The sequence below is a fragment of the Mycobacterium paraense genome (assembly GCF_002101815.1).
Taxonomy (GTDB): domain Bacteria; phylum Actinomycetota; class Actinomycetes; order Mycobacteriales; family Mycobacteriaceae; genus Mycobacterium; species Mycobacterium paraense.
Window position 1 is genome coordinate 77,325 of record NZ_LQPM01000051.1, and the last position, 19,216, is coordinate 96,540.

20 protein-coding genes are annotated in these 19,216 nt (G+C 67.9%); 8 read left to right on the forward strand and 12 right to left on the reverse strand.

Going from position 1 to position 19,216, the window contains the following annotated elements:
* The first annotated feature begins 137 nt into the window (after nt 1–137).
* Together AWB89_RS26580 and AWB89_RS26585 are read left to right on the forward strand one after the other, a co-directional pair.
* The gene (locus AWB89_RS26580) at nt 138–1,472 is read left to right on the forward strand and encodes a magnesium transporter MgtE N-terminal domain-containing protein (protein ID WP_085177762.1); all 1,335 of its coding nucleotides are present in this window, start codon (nt 138–140) and stop codon (nt 1,470–1,472) included.
* Complete coding sequence (locus tag AWB89_RS26585; protein WP_085177764.1) at nt 1,469–3,112, forward strand: Nramp family divalent metal transporter; 1,644 nt, start codon at nt 1,469–1,471, stop codon at nt 3,110–3,112. Before AWB89_RS26580 ends, AWB89_RS26585 begins: the two co-directional genes overlap by 4 nt.
* 37 nt (nt 3,113–3,149) lie before the next feature.
* Here the strand turns inward: AWB89_RS26585 and AWB89_RS26590 are convergent, their stop codons facing one another.
* Together AWB89_RS26590 and AWB89_RS26595 are read right to left on the reverse strand one after the other, a co-directional pair.
* The gene (locus tag AWB89_RS26590) at nt 3,150–3,551 is read right to left on the reverse strand and encodes a VOC family protein (protein ID WP_158089855.1); all 402 of its coding nucleotides are present in this window, start codon (nt 3,549–3,551) and stop codon (nt 3,150–3,152) included.
* A 50-nt stretch (nt 3,552–3,601) separates the two neighbouring features.
* Nucleotides 3,602–4,729 (reverse strand): nitronate monooxygenase, encoded by a 1,128-nt coding sequence (locus AWB89_RS26595; protein WP_085177768.1) that lies wholly within the window; start codon nt 4,727–4,729, stop codon nt 3,602–3,604.
* 19 nt (nt 4,730–4,748) lie between these two features.
* Here AWB89_RS26595 and AWB89_RS26600 point away from each other — a divergent pair, with 19 nt between their 5' ends.
* Nucleotides 4,749–5,378: a PadR family transcriptional regulator gene (locus tag AWB89_RS26600; RefSeq protein ID WP_085177770.1), complete on the forward strand. Its 630-nt coding sequence runs from the start codon at nt 4,749–4,751 to the stop codon at nt 5,376–5,378.
* Nucleotides 5,379–5,385: 7 nt separating this feature from the next.
* On the opposite strand, the gene AWB89_RS26605 is transcribed toward AWB89_RS26600, so the two are convergent.
* Nucleotides 5,386–6,687, reverse strand: coding sequence for an MFS transporter (locus AWB89_RS26605; protein WP_085177772.1), 1,302 nt, complete (start codon nt 6,685–6,687; stop codon nt 5,386–5,388).
* Nucleotides 6,688–6,800: 113 nt separating this feature from the next.
* On the opposite strand from AWB89_RS26605, the gene AWB89_RS26610 reads away from it, so the two are divergent.
* Nucleotides 6,801–7,484 carry a GntR family transcriptional regulator gene (locus AWB89_RS26610; protein ID WP_206601260.1) on the forward strand — a complete coding sequence of 228 codons (684 nt, stop codon included), beginning with the start codon at nt 6,801–6,803 and terminating at the stop codon, nt 7,482–7,484.
* A 20-nt stretch (nt 7,485–7,504) separates the two neighbouring features.
* Here the strand turns inward: AWB89_RS26610 and AWB89_RS26615 are convergent, their stop codons facing one another.
* Nucleotides 7,505–7,735 carry a hypothetical protein gene (locus AWB89_RS26615; RefSeq protein ID WP_085177776.1) on the reverse strand — a complete coding sequence of 77 codons (231 nt, stop codon included), beginning with the start codon at nt 7,733–7,735 and terminating at the stop codon, nt 7,505–7,507.
* Nucleotides 7,736–7,822: 87 nt separating this feature from the next.
* Nucleotides 7,823–9,754, reverse strand: a complete 1,932-nt coding sequence (htpG, locus tag AWB89_RS26620) for a molecular chaperone HtpG (protein WP_085177778.1) — start codon at nt 9,752–9,754, stop codon at nt 7,823–7,825.
* Nucleotides 9,755–9,844: 90 nt separating this feature from the next.
* On the opposite strand from htpG, the gene AWB89_RS26625 reads away from it, so the two are divergent.
* A complete protein-coding gene (locus AWB89_RS26625; RefSeq protein WP_085177780.1) occupies nt 9,845–10,477 on the forward strand; it encodes a TIGR03085 family metal-binding protein in 633 nt (210 codons plus the stop codon).
* A 14-nt stretch (nt 10,478–10,491) separates the two neighbouring features.
* Here AWB89_RS26625 and AWB89_RS26630 read toward each other — a convergent pair whose 3' ends face one another.
* The 3 genes from AWB89_RS26630 to AWB89_RS26640 all read right to left on the reverse strand — a co-directional run bounded on the left by AWB89_RS26630 (nt 10,492) and on the right by AWB89_RS26640 (nt 13,648).
* Complete coding sequence (locus AWB89_RS26630; protein WP_085177782.1) at nt 10,492–12,009, reverse strand: class I adenylate-forming enzyme family protein; 1,518 nt, start codon at nt 12,007–12,009, stop codon at nt 10,492–10,494.
* Nucleotides 12,006–12,800 (reverse strand): acyl-CoA thioesterase domain-containing protein, encoded by a 795-nt coding sequence (locus tag AWB89_RS26635; protein WP_085177848.1) that lies wholly within the window; start codon nt 12,798–12,800, stop codon nt 12,006–12,008. The genes AWB89_RS26630 and AWB89_RS26635 overlap by 4 nt, the downstream gene beginning before the upstream one ends.
* Before the next feature lie 134 nt (nt 12,801–12,934).
* Nucleotides 12,935–13,648: a VIT1/CCC1 transporter family protein gene (locus AWB89_RS26640; protein WP_085177850.1), complete on the reverse strand. Its 714-nt coding sequence runs from the start codon at nt 13,646–13,648 to the stop codon at nt 12,935–12,937.
* Nucleotides 13,649–13,857: 209 nt separating this feature from the next.
* Here AWB89_RS26640 and AWB89_RS26645 point away from each other — a divergent pair, with 209 nt between their 5' ends.
* Nucleotides 13,858–14,460 carry a chitin-binding protein gene (locus AWB89_RS26645; RefSeq protein WP_085177784.1) on the forward strand — a complete coding sequence of 201 codons (603 nt, stop codon included), beginning with the start codon at nt 13,858–13,860 and terminating at the stop codon, nt 14,458–14,460.
* Between the two features lie 65 nt (nt 14,461–14,525).
* Here the strand turns inward: AWB89_RS26645 and AWB89_RS26650 are convergent, their stop codons facing one another.
* Entirely contained in the window at nt 14,526–15,446 is a 921-nt protein-coding gene (locus tag AWB89_RS26650) for a TIGR03619 family F420-dependent LLM class oxidoreductase (RefSeq protein ID WP_085102024.1), read from the reverse strand.
* 65 nt (nt 15,447–15,511) lie between these two features.
* On the opposite strand from AWB89_RS26650, the gene AWB89_RS26655 reads away from it, so the two are divergent.
* Both AWB89_RS26655 and AWB89_RS26660 read left to right on the forward strand, forming a co-directional pair.
* Nucleotides 15,512–15,832: a helix-turn-helix transcriptional regulator gene (locus AWB89_RS26655; protein ID WP_085102026.1), complete on the forward strand. Its 321-nt coding sequence runs from the start codon at nt 15,512–15,514 to the stop codon at nt 15,830–15,832.
* Between the two features lies 1 nt (nt 15,833).
* Complete coding sequence (locus AWB89_RS26660; protein ID WP_085102028.1) at nt 15,834–16,322, forward strand: hypothetical protein; 489 nt, start codon at nt 15,834–15,836, stop codon at nt 16,320–16,322.
* Here the strand turns inward: AWB89_RS26660 and AWB89_RS26665 are convergent.
* The 3 genes from AWB89_RS26665 to AWB89_RS26680 all read right to left on the reverse strand — a co-directional run bounded on the left by AWB89_RS26665 (nt 16,319) and on the right by AWB89_RS26680 (nt 19,194).
* A complete protein-coding gene (locus tag AWB89_RS26665) occupies nt 16,319–16,954 on the reverse strand; it encodes a class I SAM-dependent methyltransferase (protein ID WP_085102030.1) in 636 nt (211 codons plus the stop codon). The two genes, AWB89_RS26660 and AWB89_RS26665, sit on opposite strands and share 4 nt — an antisense overlap.
* Nucleotides 16,951–17,883, reverse strand: coding sequence for an SAM-dependent methyltransferase (locus AWB89_RS26670; protein ID WP_085177786.1), 933 nt, complete (start codon nt 17,881–17,883; stop codon nt 16,951–16,953). The genes AWB89_RS26665 and AWB89_RS26670 overlap by 4 nt, the downstream gene beginning before the upstream one ends.
* Nucleotides 17,884–18,498: 615 nt before the next feature.
* The gene (locus tag AWB89_RS26680; protein WP_174627873.1) at nt 18,499–19,194 is read right to left on the reverse strand and encodes a type 1 glutamine amidotransferase domain-containing protein; all 696 of its coding nucleotides are present in this window, start codon (nt 19,192–19,194) and stop codon (nt 18,499–18,501) included.
* Between the last annotated feature and the right edge of the window lie 22 nt (nt 19,195–19,216).

A 19,216-nucleotide genomic window follows, 5' to 3' on the forward strand; every position in this document is an offset into this window, starting at 1 on the left:
CGGCCGCGGTGAGGGCGTACGCTCTGGCGGCCGAGCCGGTCAAGCCACCATACTTGCGCCATCACCGAACCTGGTTGTAAGCCGTACCCGCACATGGCATCCTGCGGGCGACTAGCGCACAGCGTTGAGGAGGACAAGTGAGCACATCCGAGACCGCGGAGCAGCCCCGTGGTGCGCTGCCGGTAATCCATCTCTCCGAGCTGCTGCGCGCGCCGGTCCTGGCCCGCTCCGGCGAGGCCGTGGGCCGCGTCGAGGACGTCATCGTGCGGCTGAGGGACACCGATGACTATCCGCCCGTCACCGGGATCGTCGCCGGGGTCGGCGGTCGGCGGGTGTTCGTCGGCACGAAATCTATCGACGAGTTCGGACCGGAACGAATCATCTTGACAAAAAACAAAGTTGACCTCCGCGGCTTCGAGCGTCGCGACGGGGAGGTGCTGCTGCGCGCCGACGTGTTGGGCCACCGGCTGATCGACGTGGCCGCCGTGGATCTCGTGCGCGCCTACGACGTCGAGCTCGAAGACACCGGCGCCGGCTGGGTGCTCGCGCGGCTGGATACCCGGCGCCCGCCCCGATTGTTCGGGTTGATCAAGCAGTCCGGCGGGCACGCCGCCCGGGACTGGAAGGCGTTCGAGCCGCTGATCGGCCACGCCCGCTCCGATGCCGTGCGGCGCCTGTCGGACCGGTTCGGCGAGTTCAAGGCCGCCGAGATCGCCGACCTTCTCGAGGAAGCGGACAAGGCCGAGGGCGGCGAAATCCTCGACCGGGTGCACAGCGACCCGGAGTTGGAAGCCGACGTCTTCGAGGAGCTGGACCCCGAAAAAGCCAGCCGCCTCCTCGACGGCATGCCCGACGACGAGGTCGCGGCCCTGCTGGGCCGCATGCGCGCCGACGACGCCGCCGACGCGATCGCCGATCTGCGCCAGTCGCGACGCCGGCGCGTGCTGGACCTGATGCCGGCCCCCCAGCGCACCAAGGTGATCACGCTGATGGGGTTCAACCCCGAAAGCGCCGGCGGCCTGATGAACGTCGACTTCGTCTCGTGCGCGGCGACCGCGACGGTCGGCGAGGCGCTGGCGGTCATCGGCGCCGCCCGCACCGTCCAACCGGAGGCGTTGGTCAAGGTGCACATCCTCGACGAGAGTGGCCGCCTCGCCGGCGTGGTGTCGGTGATCACCCTGCTGCAGGCCGAGGCCAGCGAAAGCGTTGGGCCACTGATGGATTCCGACCCGGTGTGCGTCAGCGCCGACGCGGACCTGACCGACATCGCGCTGTTGATGGCCGACTTCAACCTCTACTCCATCCCCGTCGTGGACGAGCAGGACCGCGTGCTCGGCGTCGTCACCGTCGACGACGTCCTGGAGGAGACCATCCCCGAGGACTGGCGCCGGCGCGAACCCGCACCCCGACCGTTCCGCGAAATCACCCAACCCGACGGCCACGGGCCCCTTCCCGGAGGCGAGGGGCCGTGACCTCCAGCCCCGACAAGCCCGCCCGACCCGCCGCGCCCAGCGCGGTGCTCGACTCCGCGCACCTCGGTGATATCGAGGGCGCGTTCGGGCGCATCAAGCTCAGCGAGGCGGACCACCCGCGGACCTGGAAGACGCGGCTGCTGACGCTGCTGGCGATCGTCGGCCCCGGCATCATCGTGATGGTCGGCGACAACGACGCCGGCGGGATCGCCACCTACGCCCAGGCCGGCCAGAACTACGGCTACTCGCTGCTGTGGGTGCTGCTGTTGCTGATTCCCGTGCTCATCGTCAACCAGGAAATGGTGGTCCGCCTCGGCGCCGTCACCGGCGTCGGGCACGCCCGGCTGATCAACGAACGCTTCGGCCGCGGCTGGGGCTGGTTTTCGGTCGGTGACCTGTTCCTGCTCAACTTCTTGACGATCGTCACCGAGTTCATCGGCATCAGCCTGGCGGCCGACTACATCGGCATCTCCAAATACGTCGTGGTGCCGATCGCGGCGGTCGCGCTGGTCGCGATCATGGCAAGCGGCAGCTTCCGGCGCTGGGAGCGGGCCATGTTCGTCTTCATCGCCGTCACCCTGCTGCAGATCCCGATGCTGCTGATGTCGCATCCGCAGTGGGCTCATGCGATGAAATCGTTTGTGGTGCCCAGCATCTCGGGGGGCGTGAGCTCGGATGCGGTGCTGCTGATCATCGCCATCGTCGGCACCACCGTCGCCCCCTGGCAGCTGTTTTTTCAGCAGTCCAACGTCGTCGACAAACGCATCACCCCACGGTTCATGGCCTACGAGCGCGCCGACACCGTCATCGGGGCCTTCGTGGTCATCATCGGCGCGGCGGCGCTGGTGATCACCGGCGAGTGGGCGGGGCGCTCCACCGGCACGGTCGGCGGCTTCACCGACGCCGGCGCCGTCGCACACCTGCTCGGCCAGCACAGCAACGTGCTCGGCTCGATCTTCGCCATCGTGCTTATGGACGCCTCGATCATCGGCGCGGCCGCGGTGACGCTGGCCACCAGCTACGCCTTCGGCGACGTGTTCGGCCTCAAGCACTCGCTGCACCGCGGTTTCGCCGACGCGAAGCAGTTCTACCTGTCCTACACCGCGATGGTGGTGCTGGCCGCGGTCATCGTGCTGATCCCCGGCGCGCCCCTCGGGTTGATCACCACCGCCGTGCAGGCCCTCGCCGGCCTGCTGCTGCCCAGCGCCAGCGTGTTCCTGCTGCTGTTGTGCAACGATCGCGAAGTGTTGGGACCCTGGGTCAATCGGCGCTGGCTCAACTGGGTCGCGGGGCTGATCGTCGGCACCCTGCTGCTGCTGTCGGGGATCCTGATGGCCACCACGTTGTTTCCGCACATCGACGTCGTCGCCGTCGCCGGCTACCTGACACTGGCGCTGATCGCGCTTGCGGCGGCCGCGGTGCCGGCGCTGCGCTGGATGGGCCGCCGCCAGCCCGCACGGCCGGCCGTGGCGCCGCCGGCGCGACCCGTCGACCGCGACAGCTGGCGGATGCCGCCGCTGACGCTGCTGGAGCCGGTCACCTGGTCCCCCGGCACCCGGCTCGGCATGATCGCCCTGCGCAGCTACCTCGTCGTCGGCGCGCTGCTGTTGGTGGTCAAAGCCGTCCAGCTCGGCCGCTAGCTCGTTTTCGACGGGCTGTGGGTGACTTCCCCGCTCACTATGGGTGGTCGGCTTTGAAGAACATCTCGAACTGAATCCCGTCGGGATCCTTGAATGTCAGGACCGCGCCATAGTCACGCTCCGCGATGGGCGAGTGCTTCACCCCGAGCCGCTCGAACCGTTCCAGCCATTCATCGAGGCCGGCCCTGTCATCGACCTTGAATCCCATGTGATCGAACCCCGTCCGCAGGGGATCGAATGCCTCGCCCTGGTTCCCGTCATGCTGCTGGAACTCGATGATGGTGCGGGACTGGGGATGCATGAGCAAAATGCCCCGCCACCCCTCACCGGCGGCCCGGTCGATTTCGGTGAGTTCGAGCAGCTCGGCCCACCATTGCGCGCTCGCCTCGGCATCGCGAACGGAAAACGAGATGTGTGACACCCTGCTGAAAGTGGGCATAGAAAGTCCTCCCAGTCGCTTCGTCCGCGCATACCCGCAGCCTCGGTCGATCATCCGCCCTTGGCGGCTTGCCGGCTCTTCCAACGCATTTCCGAAGTCAGGCAGTCAGTTCGCTCGGCGGCGAGTATTTCGTAGGCCTGGGTCATCATCCGCTCAATGATCTGTGCGGCCGGTGCCGTGCCTCGCACCGCGCCCACCCCATCGCCCGCCGGGTAGACCATCGACTCCCAATCACCGCTCGTTTGCCGTGTGGGCGGCAACGCCGACCTGACGGGAATCTCGTACGGAGCATTCGCCGAGTGCGGAAACAAACGGGTGCGGCCGATTCGGTCGCGGTTGTGCGGATCATCGGCTTCGGGATCGGCCGCGGCCCTGCGCACTTCCGCGGTGGCGAGAAGCCGATAGGGCTGGTCTGGCCACTCGGGCCCGAAGGCGTTGGTACGCAACGTCTCACCGGTCGACTCGACAACGCGACGCTTGTACTCGGGGTGAGCGTTGGCCTCGTCGGCGACGACCAGGGCGGTGCCGACCCACACGCCATCCGCGCCGATTCGCAAGGCGGCGGCCGCGGCGTTCCCGTCGGATATGCCGCCTGCGCCGAGTACCAGCATTTCAGGCCAGTCGTGACGGATCCTCTGCAGCAGTGCGTGTAACGGAGCGCGACCGCGAGCATGACCGCCCGCCTCGCTGCCCTGGGCGACGATCCCGTCGACGCCGAGGTCTACTGCGGCAGAAGCGATCTCGGATGACGAGACCTGCATCCACACGGGTGTGCCCGCGGCACGGAGCGTCCGCACCCACTCGGCCCGCGGTGGGTCATGATGGAATACGACCAGCGGTACGGCCAGTTGCACGCATGCGTCAATGTGCCCGTCCGTGGTTGCTGGCCCGAATCCGGTATCCGCGCAGATGAGATCCACTCCGAACAGCCCAGAAGTCAAGGCGCGCAACCGTTCAACCATTACGGGCAAGCTAGCCGCGGGATCGGGGGATGCGCCCAACACACCGAGTCCACCGGCGTTGGTGACCGCGGCGGCGAGCTGCTCGTGCGCGATGAAGCCCATCCCCGCTCCGACGAACGGATGGCGCAGACCGAATTCGCGGGTCAAACGGGTGTCAAGCGGCACGGGGTTCTCCTCAGAAATACTCCGATTCGGAGTACTTTCACTATAATCCAGTTCGGAGTATTGTCAACTCGTGTCCCGCAAGCAGTTGAGCCCGACATCCTTTGCAATACTTGGGCTGCTCTCGATCCGACCGTTCACTACCTACGAGCTCGCTCAGCAGATGGACCGCACGCTGAGCTGGTTCTGGCCGCGTGCCGCCAGCATGATCTATGAAGAGCCCAAGAAGCTGGTGGGCGCCGGCCTGGCTACCTCGCACACCACATTCACCGGCAAACGGCGTAGCACGGTATACGAAATCACCGGCGCCGGCCGCGCTGCTCTGCGGGACTGGCTGGACGCGCCCGCCACCGGGATGCGCATGGAGTTCGAAGCGATGCTTAAGGTGGCGTTCGCCGATGCCGGGGATACGACGCAGCTGCGTTCTGCGGTGCAGGAAATCCGGGCTGACGCGGAGACCAAGCTCGCTGAAATCATGGAGAGGTCAAGCCAATACGCGACGACGGGCGGACCATTCCCGGACCGCCTCCCGGTCATCGCCATCACCACCAAGCTGCTGATCGGCCAACACGAGTCCGTCGTGCGGTGGGCCAAATGGGCCGAGGACGCTATCGATGAATGGACCGGTGTCACACCGGCAACCGGTGCCACGGTGCCGCCCGACTCTTTTACCGCCGGGTGGCGGTCGCAGAACGCGAAGTAGGGCGGCCCTATTGGGGCAGCGCGTCCCCCTTGGTTTCGGGCGCGAACGGGATGATGAAGAGACCGACGACGAAGGCGACCGCCGTCAGCGCGACGGGCAATCCCAGGGTGTGCGTGTGCAGGACGGCCGCGCCAAGCAGGAAGTTCACCCCGGCGCCGACGAAGCGGCCGAACGACGTGCAGAACGCAAACGCCGTCGCGCGCACGCGCGTCTCGAACTGCTCGGGCAACCAGAGGCTGAAGATGGCGAAGTTGCCGCCGAAGAACCCGAGCACGAACAACCAGGCGATGAACGGCGCGAGCCCGTTGGGCAGATAGAACGCCCAACCGAAGCTGCCGGCGATCGAAACCGCCATTCCCGCAAAGTAAATCGCGAGCGTCTTCCTGCGCCCGATGCGCTCCGACAGCACCGGCACGATCAGGCAGCCCAGGATGGTGCCGATGGACAACAGGCCCGTGGCCCACGATGCCGTTCTGGTGGCGCCGCCCTTGTCGAAGCCGGCGTGCTGGGCCAGTCGGATCACGGCCGTCGGTTCGTAGACCGCGCCGGCCCACAGGCCGACGATGGCGATCGTCAGCAGCGCGCACGCCACCCAGGTGCGCCGCCGGTAGCGGGGGCCGAGAATCTCGCGCAACGGCTTCACCCGCGCCGCGGGATCGGCCTCGAGCTTCTCCCACTTCTCGGTTTCCTTCACGCGGGTGAGGATCAGGATCGCGACGACGACGGGCACCGCGCCCGTCAGAAACATTGCGCGCCAACCGAAATGCACACCGATCGTGTAGTTCAGGGCCGCCGCCAGGAAGAAGCCGGCGTAGTAGCCGGTCTGCAGGTAGCCCGCCCCCATCTTGCGCCGGTCCTCGGGCCACGCCTCGGCCACATAGGTTCCCGCGAGCGCCCACTCGCCGCCGATACCGACGCCCGCGATGAAGCGGAAGGTCGCGAGCTCCCACACGTTGTGCGCCAGGGCCGAAAGGCCGGTGAAGATCGCGAACGTGAAGATGGTCGCGGCCAGGACCTTGGTCCGCCCGAAGCGGTCGGCGATCGGGCCCCAGATGAACGACAGGCCCCAGCCCACCAGGAACAGCGCGAACAGGATCGACCCCGCGAGGCCGACATTCGTCGACGTCGCGGCAAAACCCGAACGCGGCAGCAACTCGGTCAGCGCGGGTGTGAGCACCAGCGCGTAGATGAACGAGTCCATGCCGTCGAGCGTCCAGCCCGTCCACGCGCCCCAGAATCCGGCGATCTGCGAACGGTTGAGCGGGGTGCGGCGCCGAGTCAGACCGGCCCGTTCCGTCGTAGAAGTCACCTGGCGCCTCCGTTGCCACGGTTGAACGGCCGCTGCGATTCACGCCGGGCGTGCATCACATTGTATATAATATAGTGATGAGCGTAACAGGCCAGTCCTCGCCGGACAACGCGTTGGGCGCGCTGCCCGCGGCATTATCGATTGCCGAACGGGGCAGCACGTCGCGGCTGATCGCCAACGCGCTGCGTGCCGCGATCGTCGACGGCACCCTCGCCCCCGGCGCGCCGCTCCGCCAGGACGCCATCGCGCGGCACTTCTCGGTCAGCGCGATCCCGGTTCGCGAGGCCCTGCGCCAACTCGAAAGCGAGGGCTGGGCCAGGGTCGAGATGAACAAGGGCGCCACGGTCGCACCGCTTTCGGCCGACGAGGCGCGCGAAGTCTATGAGATCCGGGCAGCGCTGGAAAGTCTTGCCATCGGGTTGGCGATACCGGCCCACACGGCGGAATCGCTGCGGCACGCCGAGGCGCTCTGCACGGCGGCGTCGGCCGAAACGGAGCCGTCACTGTACGTGGTGCGCAACGAGGCCTTCCATATGAGCCTTTACGAGCCCGCCGGACGCCCGCAGCTCTTCGCGATGATCGCGATGCTGCACGAGCGCGGCGAACGCTACCTGCGGCTCAAGTTCGGCCTGCCGTCCTACAAGGGACAGTCCGACCTCGAACATGCGGCGCTGCTGAGCGCGGTGCGCCGACGCGACGTTGCCCGGGCGCAGTCGCTGGTCAGCAAGCACCTACTCGATACCGGAGAATTGATTTATCGCGTCCTTTCCGAGGATGCGAATGTTCATGTGCCATAAGGCATTTGCGCGCCACTCGCCTAACGCCGATTTCGCGGCCGGACCACCGTTGGGCGGCGGCTACCGACGGCGGTGAACCCTTCGGTGTCGTCGAAGAACGCCCACTGGCCGTCGTCGTCGACCTCCATCCGCCAGCCCAGCTCGGAACTGCCGATGGCGCCGGTGAACCACGCGTGAGCGTCCTCCGCGCGGTCAAAGCTCTTTGTCGCCACGACCTCGCCGTGTGGATCGACAATTCGAAACGTGGCCATGGAACGTGATTATCCCTCGTACCGCGTTTTCAATCACGTGTGTGTTTGCTGTGACCATTGTGAACGCTTCGTTACTGGGGCGGCAGCTCAGATCGTGCGCGCCAGGCGGTCGGCGAGCAGCTCGGCGAAACGCGCCGGATCCTCCAGCGCGCCGCCTTCCGCGAGGAGAGCCGTGCCGTAGAGCAGCTCGGCGGTCTCGGCGGCCGAGGTGCGGGCCGCGTCGTCGTCCGCCTTGCGGTGGGCGTCGCGCAGGCCGGTGACCAGCGGATGGCTCGGGTTGAGCTCGAGGATCCGCTTGCCGACCGGCACGTCCTGCCCGGTGGCGCGGTAGAGGCGGGCGAGTGTCGGGGTGATCCCGAAAGCGTCGGTGATCAGGCAGGCCGGCGACTCGGTCAACCGCGTCGACAGCCGCACGTCCTTGACGTGCTCGCTCAGCGTCTCCTTCAGCCAGGCCAGCAGGTCGGCGAACTCCTTCTCCTGCTCCTCGCGCTCGGCGCCGCTCTTGTCCTCGTCCGAGTCGAGGTCCACCTCGCCCCGGGCCACCGATTGCAGCGGTTTGCCGTCGAACTCGTCGACCACTCCGACCCACACCTCGTCGACCGGGTCGGTGAGCAGCAGCACCTCGTAGCCCTTGGCCTTGAACGCCTCCAGATGCGGTGACTTGATCAGCTGCTGGCGGGACTCGCCGGTGGCATAGAAGATCTGCTGCTGACCTTCCTTCATGCGCCCCACGTACTCGGCCAGGGTGGTGGCCTCCTCCTCGCTGTGGGTGGAGGCGAACGAGGAGACCTCCAGCAGCATCTCCTTGTTGTCGGCGTCGGACAGCAGGCCCTCCTTGATGGCCCTGCCGAACTGCGTCCACAGGGTGCGGTAGTCGTCTGGGCGCTCGGACTGCAGCTCCTTGATCGTGGAGAGCACCTTCTTGGTCAGCCGGCGGCGGATCGCGTTGATCTGCCGGTCCTGCTGCAGGATTTCGCGAGACACGTTGAGCGACAAGTCCTGTGCGTCGACGACGCCCTTGACGAAGCGCAGGTATTTCGGCAGCAGCTGCTCGCAGTCGCCCATGATGAACACGCGCTTGACGTACAGCTGGATCCCGACGTGGGAGTCGCGGTCGAACAGGTCGAACGGCGCGTGCGACGGGATGAACAGCAACGCCTGGTATTCGAAGGTGCCCTCGGCCTTCATCGCGATCACCTCGAGCGGGTCGTCCCAGGCGTGCGCGATGTGCTTGTAGAACTCCTTGTACTCCTCGTCGGAGACCTCGTCTTTGGGCCGGGCCCACAGCGCCTTCATCGAGTTGAGGGTCTCGGTTTCGACGGTGACGGTGTCCTCGCCACCATCCTCGGCCGGGGTGCGTTTCTCGACCTCCATCCGGATGGGCCAGGCGATGAAGTCGGAGTACCTCTTGACCAGGTGCCGGATCTTCCACTCGGCGGTGTAGTCGTACAGCTCGTCCTCGGCGTCCTCTGGTTTGAGGTGCAGGGTGACCGACGTGCCCTGGGGGGCGCCCTCGACGGATTCGATGGTGTAGGTGCCCTCGCCGCTCGACTCCCAGCGGGTGGCTTCGCTCTCGCCGGCCTTGCGTGTCAGCAGCTGCACCTTGTCGGCGACCATGAAGCTCGAGTAGAAGCCGATGCCGAACTGGCCGATCAGTTCCTCGGACGCCGCTGAGTTCTTGGCCTCCCGGAGCTGCTGGCGCAGCTCGGCCGTGCCGGACTTGGCCAGCGTGCCGATCAGGTCCACCACCTCGTCGCGCGTCATCCCGATGCCGTTGTCGCGCACCGTCAGCGTCCGGGCGTTCTTGTCGACGTCGATCTCGATGTGCAGGTCGGAGGTGTCGACGTCGAGGTCCTTGTTGCGGAACGCTTCCAGCCGCAGCTTGTCCAGCGCGTCGGAGGCGTTCGAGATCAGCTCCCGCAGAAACGAATCCTTGTTGGAGTAGACCGAGTGAACCATCAGATCCAGCAGCTGGCGAGCCTCGGCCTGAAACTCCAACTGCTCGACACGTGCGTTCATGACATTCCCTACATTCCCGTCCTGGATGACGTTTCAAATTTACCGAGATGCGCATGGTCCACGCGCAGGGGCTGGCCCTACCCTGAACCCATGACCGTTGCTCAACGCGAACGAGCCGCCCTCGTGGATACCATGCGCGCCGTCGGGCCGGACGCCCCCACGCTGTGCGAAGGCTGGACGACCCGAGACCTCGCGGCGCATCTGGTGATTCGGGAGTACCGCCCCGACGCCGCGCCGGGCATCATGATCCCGTTCTTCGCCTCCCATACCGCCAAGGTGCAGGACGAGGTGGCCGGCAAGAACGATTGGGACGAGCTGCTGAGCAAGGTCGCGTCCGGTCCGCCCGTCTACTCACCGTTCAAGCTGCTCGACCCGGTGGCCAACGTCGCCGAGATGTTCATCCACCACGAGGACGTGCGCCGGGCGCAGCCGGACTGGGAGCCGCGGGTGCTCGAACAGGGGCTGTGCCGGTCGCTGCGCCGCACGCTGTCGATGATGGCCCGGCTGACGCTGGCGAAGGTCCCCGGGCGGGTGGCCCTGCGCATCCCGGAGGGCAAGACGGTGCTGACCGCCGGCTCCGGCAAGTTCCATGGCACGACCGTGGTCGTCACCGGCGCCCCCGAGGAGCTGCTGCTGTTCGCCGTCGGACGGCAGGCGCGGGTCGAGTTCGACGGCGATGCGGAAGCGGTGCAGGCGGTCCGCGACGCGCCGAAGGGGTTGTAGGCGGCCTCGCGCGGTCAGCCGAAGGCCGTCCGCAGGTCCTTCTTGATCACCTTTCCGAATTGGTTGCGCGGCAACGCATCGACGATCACCAGGCGCTCGGGGTGTTTGTAGCGGCTCAGTCCCTGCGAACGGCAGTGCTGCACTAGGGATTCCAGCGAGACATCCGCACCCGGCGCGGGCACCACCACGGCGCAGACCCGCTCGCCGGTCCGCGGGTCGGGCACGCCGATGACCGCGACGTCCTCGACGGCGGGATGGGTGGCCAGCGCGTTCTCCACCTCGAGGGCCGAGACGTTCTCGGCGTTGCGGATGATGGCGTCCTTGATCCGGCCCGTGACGCGGACGTTGCCGTCGGCGTCGATCGTCCCGAGGTCGCCCGTGCGCAGCCAGCCGTCCGCGTCGAACGCGTCGGCGTCGAGGGCGGGGTCGGCGTACCCGAGGAAGCATTGGGGTCCCTTGAGCCGCAACTCGCCGTCGACCACCCGCACGCTGACCCCCGGACCCGGCGTGCCGACGGTGTGGTCGAGCACCTCCGGCGCGGCGGTCAGCGACGGCGAGGTGGCCACCGGAAATTCGGTGAGCCCCCACGCGTTGGCGATGCCTGGCACGCCGAAGGTCTCGCGGACCTGATGCCCCAGTTCGGCGGTGATCGGCGCCCCGCCGGCGAGGCCGCCCCGCACCGACGGGAACAGCGGCTCAGCCCCGTGGCGCCGCTGGGCCTCGAGGAACGCCAGGAAGAACGGCGTCGCCATGCCCAGGAAGGTCGGGTTGTGCGCAGCGATGGCCAGCGGAGTGGTGGCGGGGTCGAACACCTCGAACAGCGCCAACCGCATGCCCGTCAACAGACCGACGGCCAGCATCACCGCGCCACCGATGTGGGCGATGGGAAAGGCGACGGGATCCACGTCGCTGCCGGCGATGCCCATCTTGTCCACCAAGCCGGCGGCCGGGGCGATGACCGACGCGTCGGCATGACGGATCCCCTTGGGCGACGCCGTCGTCCCCGACGAGTAGTAGATCCACCGGGTGTCCCGGGCGGGCGCCGGCGGCCGTCCGAGGGCATCGGCGTCGGCGCGGGGCAGCCGGATCTCACCGCCCGCCGGCGGCGTGGCCAGATCGACGGCGACGACCTCGAAGCCCCGCTGGGCGGCCAGCGCCCGCGCCATCCCGCCGTAGTCGAATCCGTGCCAAAACTCGGGCACCACAAGGAATTCCGACGACAGCTGGGCGGTGATGAAGCCGACCTCGTGCTCGCGCAGTATCGGGATGATCGGGTTTTGGACGGCGCCGAGTCGCGCCAGCGCCGCCATGACGACTGCGGCTTCGATCGTGGTCGGCAGCTGCCATGACACGACGGTGCCCGGGCCAATCCCCCGCCGGGCGAACGCGGCGGCCGTCGCGCACGCAGCGTCGTGGAATTGCATCGCCGTCAGGCTACGTCCGTGGTCGTCGGCGAGCAGCGGCCGGCCCGACCCGCGCTGCGCCGCTTCGGCGATCAGCCCCCAGTAGGTGGCGTCGCTCCCAACCGTCATCCGGCCGGCGGCTTGGAGATCGGACGAAATCCCGAGTGCGCGATCGCGACGGACACGGAGCTGCCGATGGGGCCCGTTGCGTCGACCAGAACCGCCGAACCGGTGGCCACCCCGTCGTGGCTGTAATGCGTGAGTGAGGAGAGACCGATGTAGGGCCCCTGCGGCAGCCGGGTCAGCGTGAGCGTGTAGTCGACGTTGATGAACTGCAAACCGTTTGTGCCCCAATTGGCGAGCGAGGCCGTGATGTCGGCGCCCATCGCCGCGCGGGTGAACGCGCTGAGCGGTTCGCCGTCGATCAGCTCGCGCGTCTCATACAGCCAGGTGTGCTTCGGCCCGAAGGTATCCGCCCAGTCGGGATCGGGGTTCTGAATTTCGGTGCCCCAGCCGTAGGTCCGCATGAACAACGACGGTTGGGCGCCGTCGTCGATGGGCAACGGCGGCATCTGCACCGTCGGCGACCACACATCCCCCTCGGGTTGCGGCCCGCGCCGCAGAAACAGCGCGCTGCCCCGCGCGACGGGGGCGCCGCGCTGGGTGAGAACGGCCTCGACGAGCCGCAGTCGACGGCGGTCGTGGTGCACCTGCGTGTGCACCTCGATCGGTTCCAGCGCCGTGGGTGCGGGCAGGTCGACGGTCAGGCGCGCGGGTTGCAGTTCCGGGTCGTCGACGGCGCGTTCGACCGCCCAGCCCAGCAGGCCGCCCACCACGTGGCCACTGAGCGACGGGCCCCAGCCGCCGCGCGCGATTTCGTTTGGCACGAAACGGTTTTCGTCGCGCGAAAAGTAGGGCATCTGCGCGGCCGAATCAACGGCATCCGGCACGGTCTTTGTCTCGGTCAATGCGCGACTCTCTCGGGTGGGGATGGCAACGGTAGATATTACAGTTTCCGTTCCAGTCCCGGTTCCGGCGGCGGCCGCCGAGCCGATCAGCCGATCGCGGCGCCCACCAGATGACCGATCGCGTAGGTCACCGCCAACGCGAGCCCGCCGCCGATGACATTGCGCAGCACCGCCCGGCCCTGCGGCGCGCCGCCCAATCCCGCCGACACCGCCCCGGTGAGCACCAGCGCCAGCAGGACGGCCACGACGGTGGCCGGAACCCGCCACGCCGCCGGGGGCGCCAGGATCACAGTCAACGGCAACAGGGCACCCACCGTGAACGACAGCGCCGACGACACCGCCGCCTGCCACGGGTTGGTCAGCTCGTCGGGATCGATACCCAGCTCGACCTCGGCGTGGGCGAGGAAGGGGTTGTGGTCGGTGAGTTCCTCGGCCACGGTGCGCGCGGTGGCCGGCGAGAGGCCCTTGCCTTCGTACAGCGTGGCCAGCTCGTCCAGTTCGGCGGCCGGGTCGTCGCGCAGCTCCTGAAGTTCCTTGGTCAACAGCGCCTGCTCGGTGTCGCGCTGGGTGCTGACGGAGACGTATTCGCCCAGGGCCATCGACACCGCACCGGCCGCCAGCCCGGCGATTCCGGCGGTCAGGATCGGCGCGCGGTCCACCGTCGCCGCCGCGACACCCACGACGATGCCGGCCGTCGAGACGATGCCGTCGTTGGCGCCCAGCACTCCAGCGCGCAGCCAGTTCAGTTTCGAGGAGACCGATCCCACATGGGGTTCGGCCGGATGGGAGGTTTCCGACACGACCGCCACGATATACGGCGAAATGGCTTCCGACCAGCAAATATAGGCTTGCCAAAGCCAGCGCAGCCTTGCCTCATTCGCCGTGTTCTGCGGCGAGCCGCCGCCCAAAAGTTGCGCATGGGCCCGTCACAGCTAATCCATAGACGCGCTATCTAGCGTGTGGATTGTTGGGGGGTTCTAGGAACTCACTTATAGACAGGTGAAGGACTATGAAATTAAAGCAATTGATCGCGGGGGGAACGATCGCCGGCGCACTCGGCGCCGCCGCCCTGGGTCTGGGCACCGGTTCGGCGTTTGCCGCTCCGGGAGCGCCGCCGGCCCCCGGTAACCACGGCGCCCCGGCGCCCGGGGATCACCGTCCGGCCGGACCGAACGACCCGGGCGGCCCTGGCGGACCGGGTGGCCCCGGTGGACCCGGTGGACCTCCGGGCGGCCCCGGTGGCCCGGGCGGACCCGCGCCCGACCATCCCGGCGGTCCCGGCGGACCCGGTGGCCCCGGCGGTCCCGACCATCCCGGCGGTCCCGGTGGCCCCGGCGGTCCCGACCATCCCGGCGGTCCCGGTGGACCGGGCGGCCCCTGGCACGGCGACCCGCAGCGCGGCTACTTCCACGGTGCCCCGTGGGGGGACGGCCCCGGCCCGTGGGGATACGGCCCACCGCCGCGGCCGGCCTGGGATAGGCCGCTTCCGCCACCCGGCGGGCCGTGGGGGTATGGCCCCATCAACTACTACGGCTACAACGAGACTCCCGTTTGGGATCCCGGATTCAACCAGTGGGGCTTCTGGTTCTTCGGGGTCTGGATCCCGCTGTAAAAAGCCGACCCACGCGACGCCCGCCTCACCAGACGGTGGGGCGGGCGTCGACGGATCGGTTGCGCCTACGCCACTTTGGGCTTGATCTCCTCGATCACCCACTGGGCGTAGTCGAGGTATTCGTCGATTCCGCGCACGGCGGGAACCGGCACCGCGCTGTAGGTCACGCCCTGTTCGGCGAGTCCGTTGAGGCGGTCGATGATCTCCTGGGCGCTCATCCCGGGGCGCGCGTGCGGGTCCTTGACGACCTGGTGCCCCTCGCCGACGCGATTGGTGCCCAGCCCGTGCATGACATCGAACGGGCGACCGTCGTAGGTGGGTTGGCTCTTGATGAACTCGACGCGCTCGGCGATCTTGTCCGGCGTGGTGAGGAACGGCCACCAGCCGGAGGCGAACCGCGCGGCGCGCTTGAGCGCGGCGTCGGCGTCTCCCCCGATCCAGACCGGAAGGTGGGGCTGCTGAACGGGTTTGGGCTCGAACACCATGTCGTGGAAGGAAACGTAACGGCCCTCAAAACGCGGTGATTCGCTGGTCCACAGTTCGATGATCGCCTCGAGGTACTCGTCGGCGATGCGGCCGCGCTCGTGGAACGGCACGCCGAGCAAGTCGAATTCGCGTTCCAGCCAACCGACGCCGAAGGTGACCATCATGCGCCCGCCGCTCATCCAGTCGGCGGTCGCGAGCGCCTTGGCCAGCACGATCGGATGCTGCAGCGGCAGCACGGTGACGCACGAATTCAGGCGGATCCTCTCGGTGGCGCCGGCGATGTAGGCCTGCGCAATGGTCGACTGAAGGTAATGCGGGCCGGACAGTTCGATGCGGTCGGCGGGGATGACGAAATGCTCGGGGATCGCGATCATGTCGTAGCCCATCGCTTCGGCGCGCTTGACCATTCGGGTTTGGTCAGCGCCGGTGACGTCCGCTTCCCATGGCTGGGTGATTGCTTTGAGACGCAGCATGTGCGGCAGGGGGAAGGCGAATTTCACCCTCGCATTCTGGCCGCTCCACGCGTTGGCGGCAAAGATATAGCAGTACTGCTATATAGTTAGGCATGACGTCCTACGGCGGCGACTTGATTCGCGAGGCGCGGCGCCGCGCGGGCCTCACGCAGGCCCGGCTGGCGAGCCAGGCCGGCACGACCCAATCGGCGATCGCCCGATGGGAGTCCGGCCGCACGGCGATCAGTCTCGACGACGTTCGGCGACTAGTGCGGCTGTGCGGCTTCGATCTCGAGCTCATGCTCGTGCCGCGCGACGACAGCGACATGGCTCAGGCGACTCGGCTCGCGGGTCTCGACGGCCAGGAGCGCATGGATCGCCACGCGCGGGTCGCGCGGCAGCTGGCCGCCCTGCGGCAGGCCGGCGGGGCGTGAGATGGAACTCGACCTGGCTCGCATCCTCGAGGTTCTGCACCGCCACAAGGTCGCTTACGTTCTGATCGGCGGCCTGGCCGCGGTGTACCACGGGTCGCCTTTTCCGACGGAGGACGCCGACATCACCCCCGAATTGGGCCGGCGAAACCTCGACAGGCTCGCTGCCGCGCTGCGTGAAATCAACGCGCGGCTCCGCACCGACTCCGAACCAAGCGGCCTGCCGTTCTCCTGCGACGGCGAAGCGTTGGCCGCCGCCGAAACGTGGAACCTCACAACGGACGCCGGCGATCTCGATGTGAGCTTCCAGCCTTCTGGCACAAGCGGATATCGCGACTTGCGTCGCGACGCGGCCCAGGTCGAGCTCTATGGAGTGAGCGTGCGGATCGCCTCACTCAGCGACGTGATCCGGTCGAAGCAAGCAGCGAACCGACCAAAGGACCAGCGAACGTTGCCGACGCTTCGGGAGATACTCGCCCGACGACGGGGCTAGCTTTTGGTGCCGACGGTGATCAGGTCGGACACGATCCGGGTCCAGATCGGTCGCCGAATGCGGTGCTGATCGCTCACCGTGAACCCTGCGCCTTCGAACAGGTTCCGCATCTCGGCCGGCGACGCGTTGTGCTGTGGCTTCCAGCGATTGGTCGCTGGCGCCTGCAGCAGCGATTGCCGGGTGCTCAGCGCCGCGACGGCGGCCAGCCCGCCCGGCGCCAGCACGCGGTGGAACTCCCGCAAGGCGGCAGGCTGGTCGAAGAAGTGGAACGCGGAGGTCGTCACGACGGCGTCCAGCGCCCCGTCGTCGAACGGCAGCTGCTCGGCCGGGCCGCGCAACCACCGCACCCGGTCGGACCGGGCGCGAGCCTGGGCGAGCATGCCGTCGGACATGTCGACGCCGTGGATCTCGTCGGGATTCAGTTCGCGCTCGATTCGATCGCTGAGAATGCCGGTGCCGCAAGCGATGTCAGCGATCTTGCGCGCGTTGTGGGCGCGCAGCTGAGCGATCACCTCGTCGTGCGGCGGGCGGTAAATCCACTGCTGAAGAAACGGAAGGTCGTAGGCCGGCGCGAGGAAGCCCCACATCCGGGTGACCGCGTCGTTGAGACCGCGGCGCTGCGCTGCCGTCACCTGCTCAGTATGGACGTGTAATAAATCGTGTCCGCCACCGACACCGAGTCGCTGGTCTGCGGGATCGCCGCGAGGCCGATGTCGGCCAGCAGCTGACGCATCGGGATGCCGGTGATGCGCCACCCCAGGCCTTGCAGGTAGGCCTCGACGTCGTTGCGCTCGCCCTCGAAGCCGAGATCGGCGAACTCCATATCGAGGCCGTGCTCACGCCATTTGGCCGCGGCGACGCGCATCATCTCCCGCGCGCGTTCGCGGTCCCGATCCGGCGTCTCGGGGACGGCCTCACAGGCCAGCCGGCTGCCGTCGGCGCTGAGCGCGGTGATGTTGTCCAGCAAGCGGTCTTGCGCTTCCGGCGGCAGATAGCCGAAGAGGCCCTCCGCGATCCATGCCGTGGGCCGGCTCGGATCAAAACCGGCTTCCTTCAACGCCTTCGGCCAATCGTTTCGCAAATCGATTGCCACGGTGCGCAAGTCGGCCCGGGGCGTGACGCCCAATCCGGCCATGGTGGCGGCCTTGAACTCGATGACCTCCGGCTGGTCGACTTCGAACAGGGTCACCTCCGCCGGCCACGCCAGCCGGTAGGCGCGCGCGTCGAGGCCCGACGCCAGGATCACGGCCTGGCGGATTCCGGCGTCCGTCGCGTCCTGGAAGAACGCGTCGAAGAAGCGGGTGCGCGCGGCCATCGCGTCGGGCATGTGCTCGAGCTTCCACGTCGACTCCTCGTGGTCGACGTCGGCGGCGCTCAGGTCGCCGCTGACCCAGCGGGTGAAGAAGTCCACACCGACCGCGCGGACCAGCGGTTCGGCGAACGGGTCCTCGATCGGCGGGTTGTCGGCGTTGGTGGCGATCGCCCGGGCCGCGGCGACCATCGTGGCCGTCACTCCCACGCTGGTGGCCAAGTCCCAGGTGTCGTTGTCTGTGCGTGGCATGCGCCCTGCTCTCCAGTGTCGAAATCAAGCTTTACTTAGCCAGTATAACGACCGCTGGGCGGCGGCGCCGTTGCGCGGCTTTCCGCACGTCAGTGTGCGCTGACGGCTTCGAGTGGGCGCCTGGGGCGCAATTTCGGTGGATTTTCCGCCCTGAGCTCACACGCGAAGCCCAGGGCGCACACTCGCCGGTTGACTAGTGGCGGCCGGGTCCACCCGGTCCCGCGGGGCCGCCCGGCCCGCCCGGACCGCCGGGGCCGCCCGGTCCGCCGGGACCCCCCGGTCCCCCCGGTCCGCCGGGCCCGTTTGCGGCGGGAAGCACGAACACGCATTGGTTCAAGTCGAAGCTCCACGCCCAACCGGGGGCGCAAGGGGGCGGATCGTCGGCGCGGCTGATGGCCGGTTCGGCGATGACGATGGCCGGCAACGCCGCCAACGCGAGCGCGAAAGCGCCTACGGCGCAACGTGTTCGGACACGGCCCGATCGGCTCGATCTGATTTTGTCCGCGCCCGCCGCGATTGCCTCGGTCATGTCGGTCCTCCTGCCGTCCGCCTCGGTGCCCGCTAGGTACTGATTTAAGCGCTGCGCGGGCTCGTTGACCGGCGTTTTTCCGATTTTCAGGACTTGAGGACTTTGAGCAGCTCCTGGGCGAGCGGCGCGGCGGAGGCGGGGTTCTGCCCGGTGTAGAGGTTTCGGTCCACGACCGTGAACGGCTTCCAGATTTCGCCGCGGACAAAGTCGACGCCCATCTTGATCAATTCGTCCTCGGCGGTCCACGGGGCTTTCTCGCGGAGGCCGACGGCGTCCTCCTCGTCGTTGGTGTAGGCGGTGACCCGGTATCCGGCGAAGGGTGAGACGCCGCTGCGCCGGGTGGCCAGCATGGCGACCGGCGCATGGCACACGATGGCCAGTGGCTTGCCCGACGCGAGTGCGGCGGTGAGCAGTCGACCCGAGTCGGCGTCGCGCCACAGGTCCTCCATGGGGCCGTGGCCGCCGGGGTAATAGACGGCGTCGTAATCGTCCAGGCGCGCGTCGGCCAGTTCGATTGGCCTGCGCAATTCTTCGGCGGATCGTAGGGTCTCCTCGAGCTGCCGGGCGATCTCCTCGCTGCCGGCCATCGAGGGACGCAGGCTCATCACGTCTACGTAGGGCACCACGCCGCCGGGAGTCGCGACGACGACCTCGTGGCCGGCTCCGCTGAGCGCGCCGTACGGGGCTGCGAACTCCTCGGCCCAATATCCGGTCGGGTGCCGGGTCCCGTCCTTGAGCGTCCAGTAACTCGTTGCGGTCATGACGAACAGGACTTTGGCCATCAATCGAGGCTATGTGGTGACG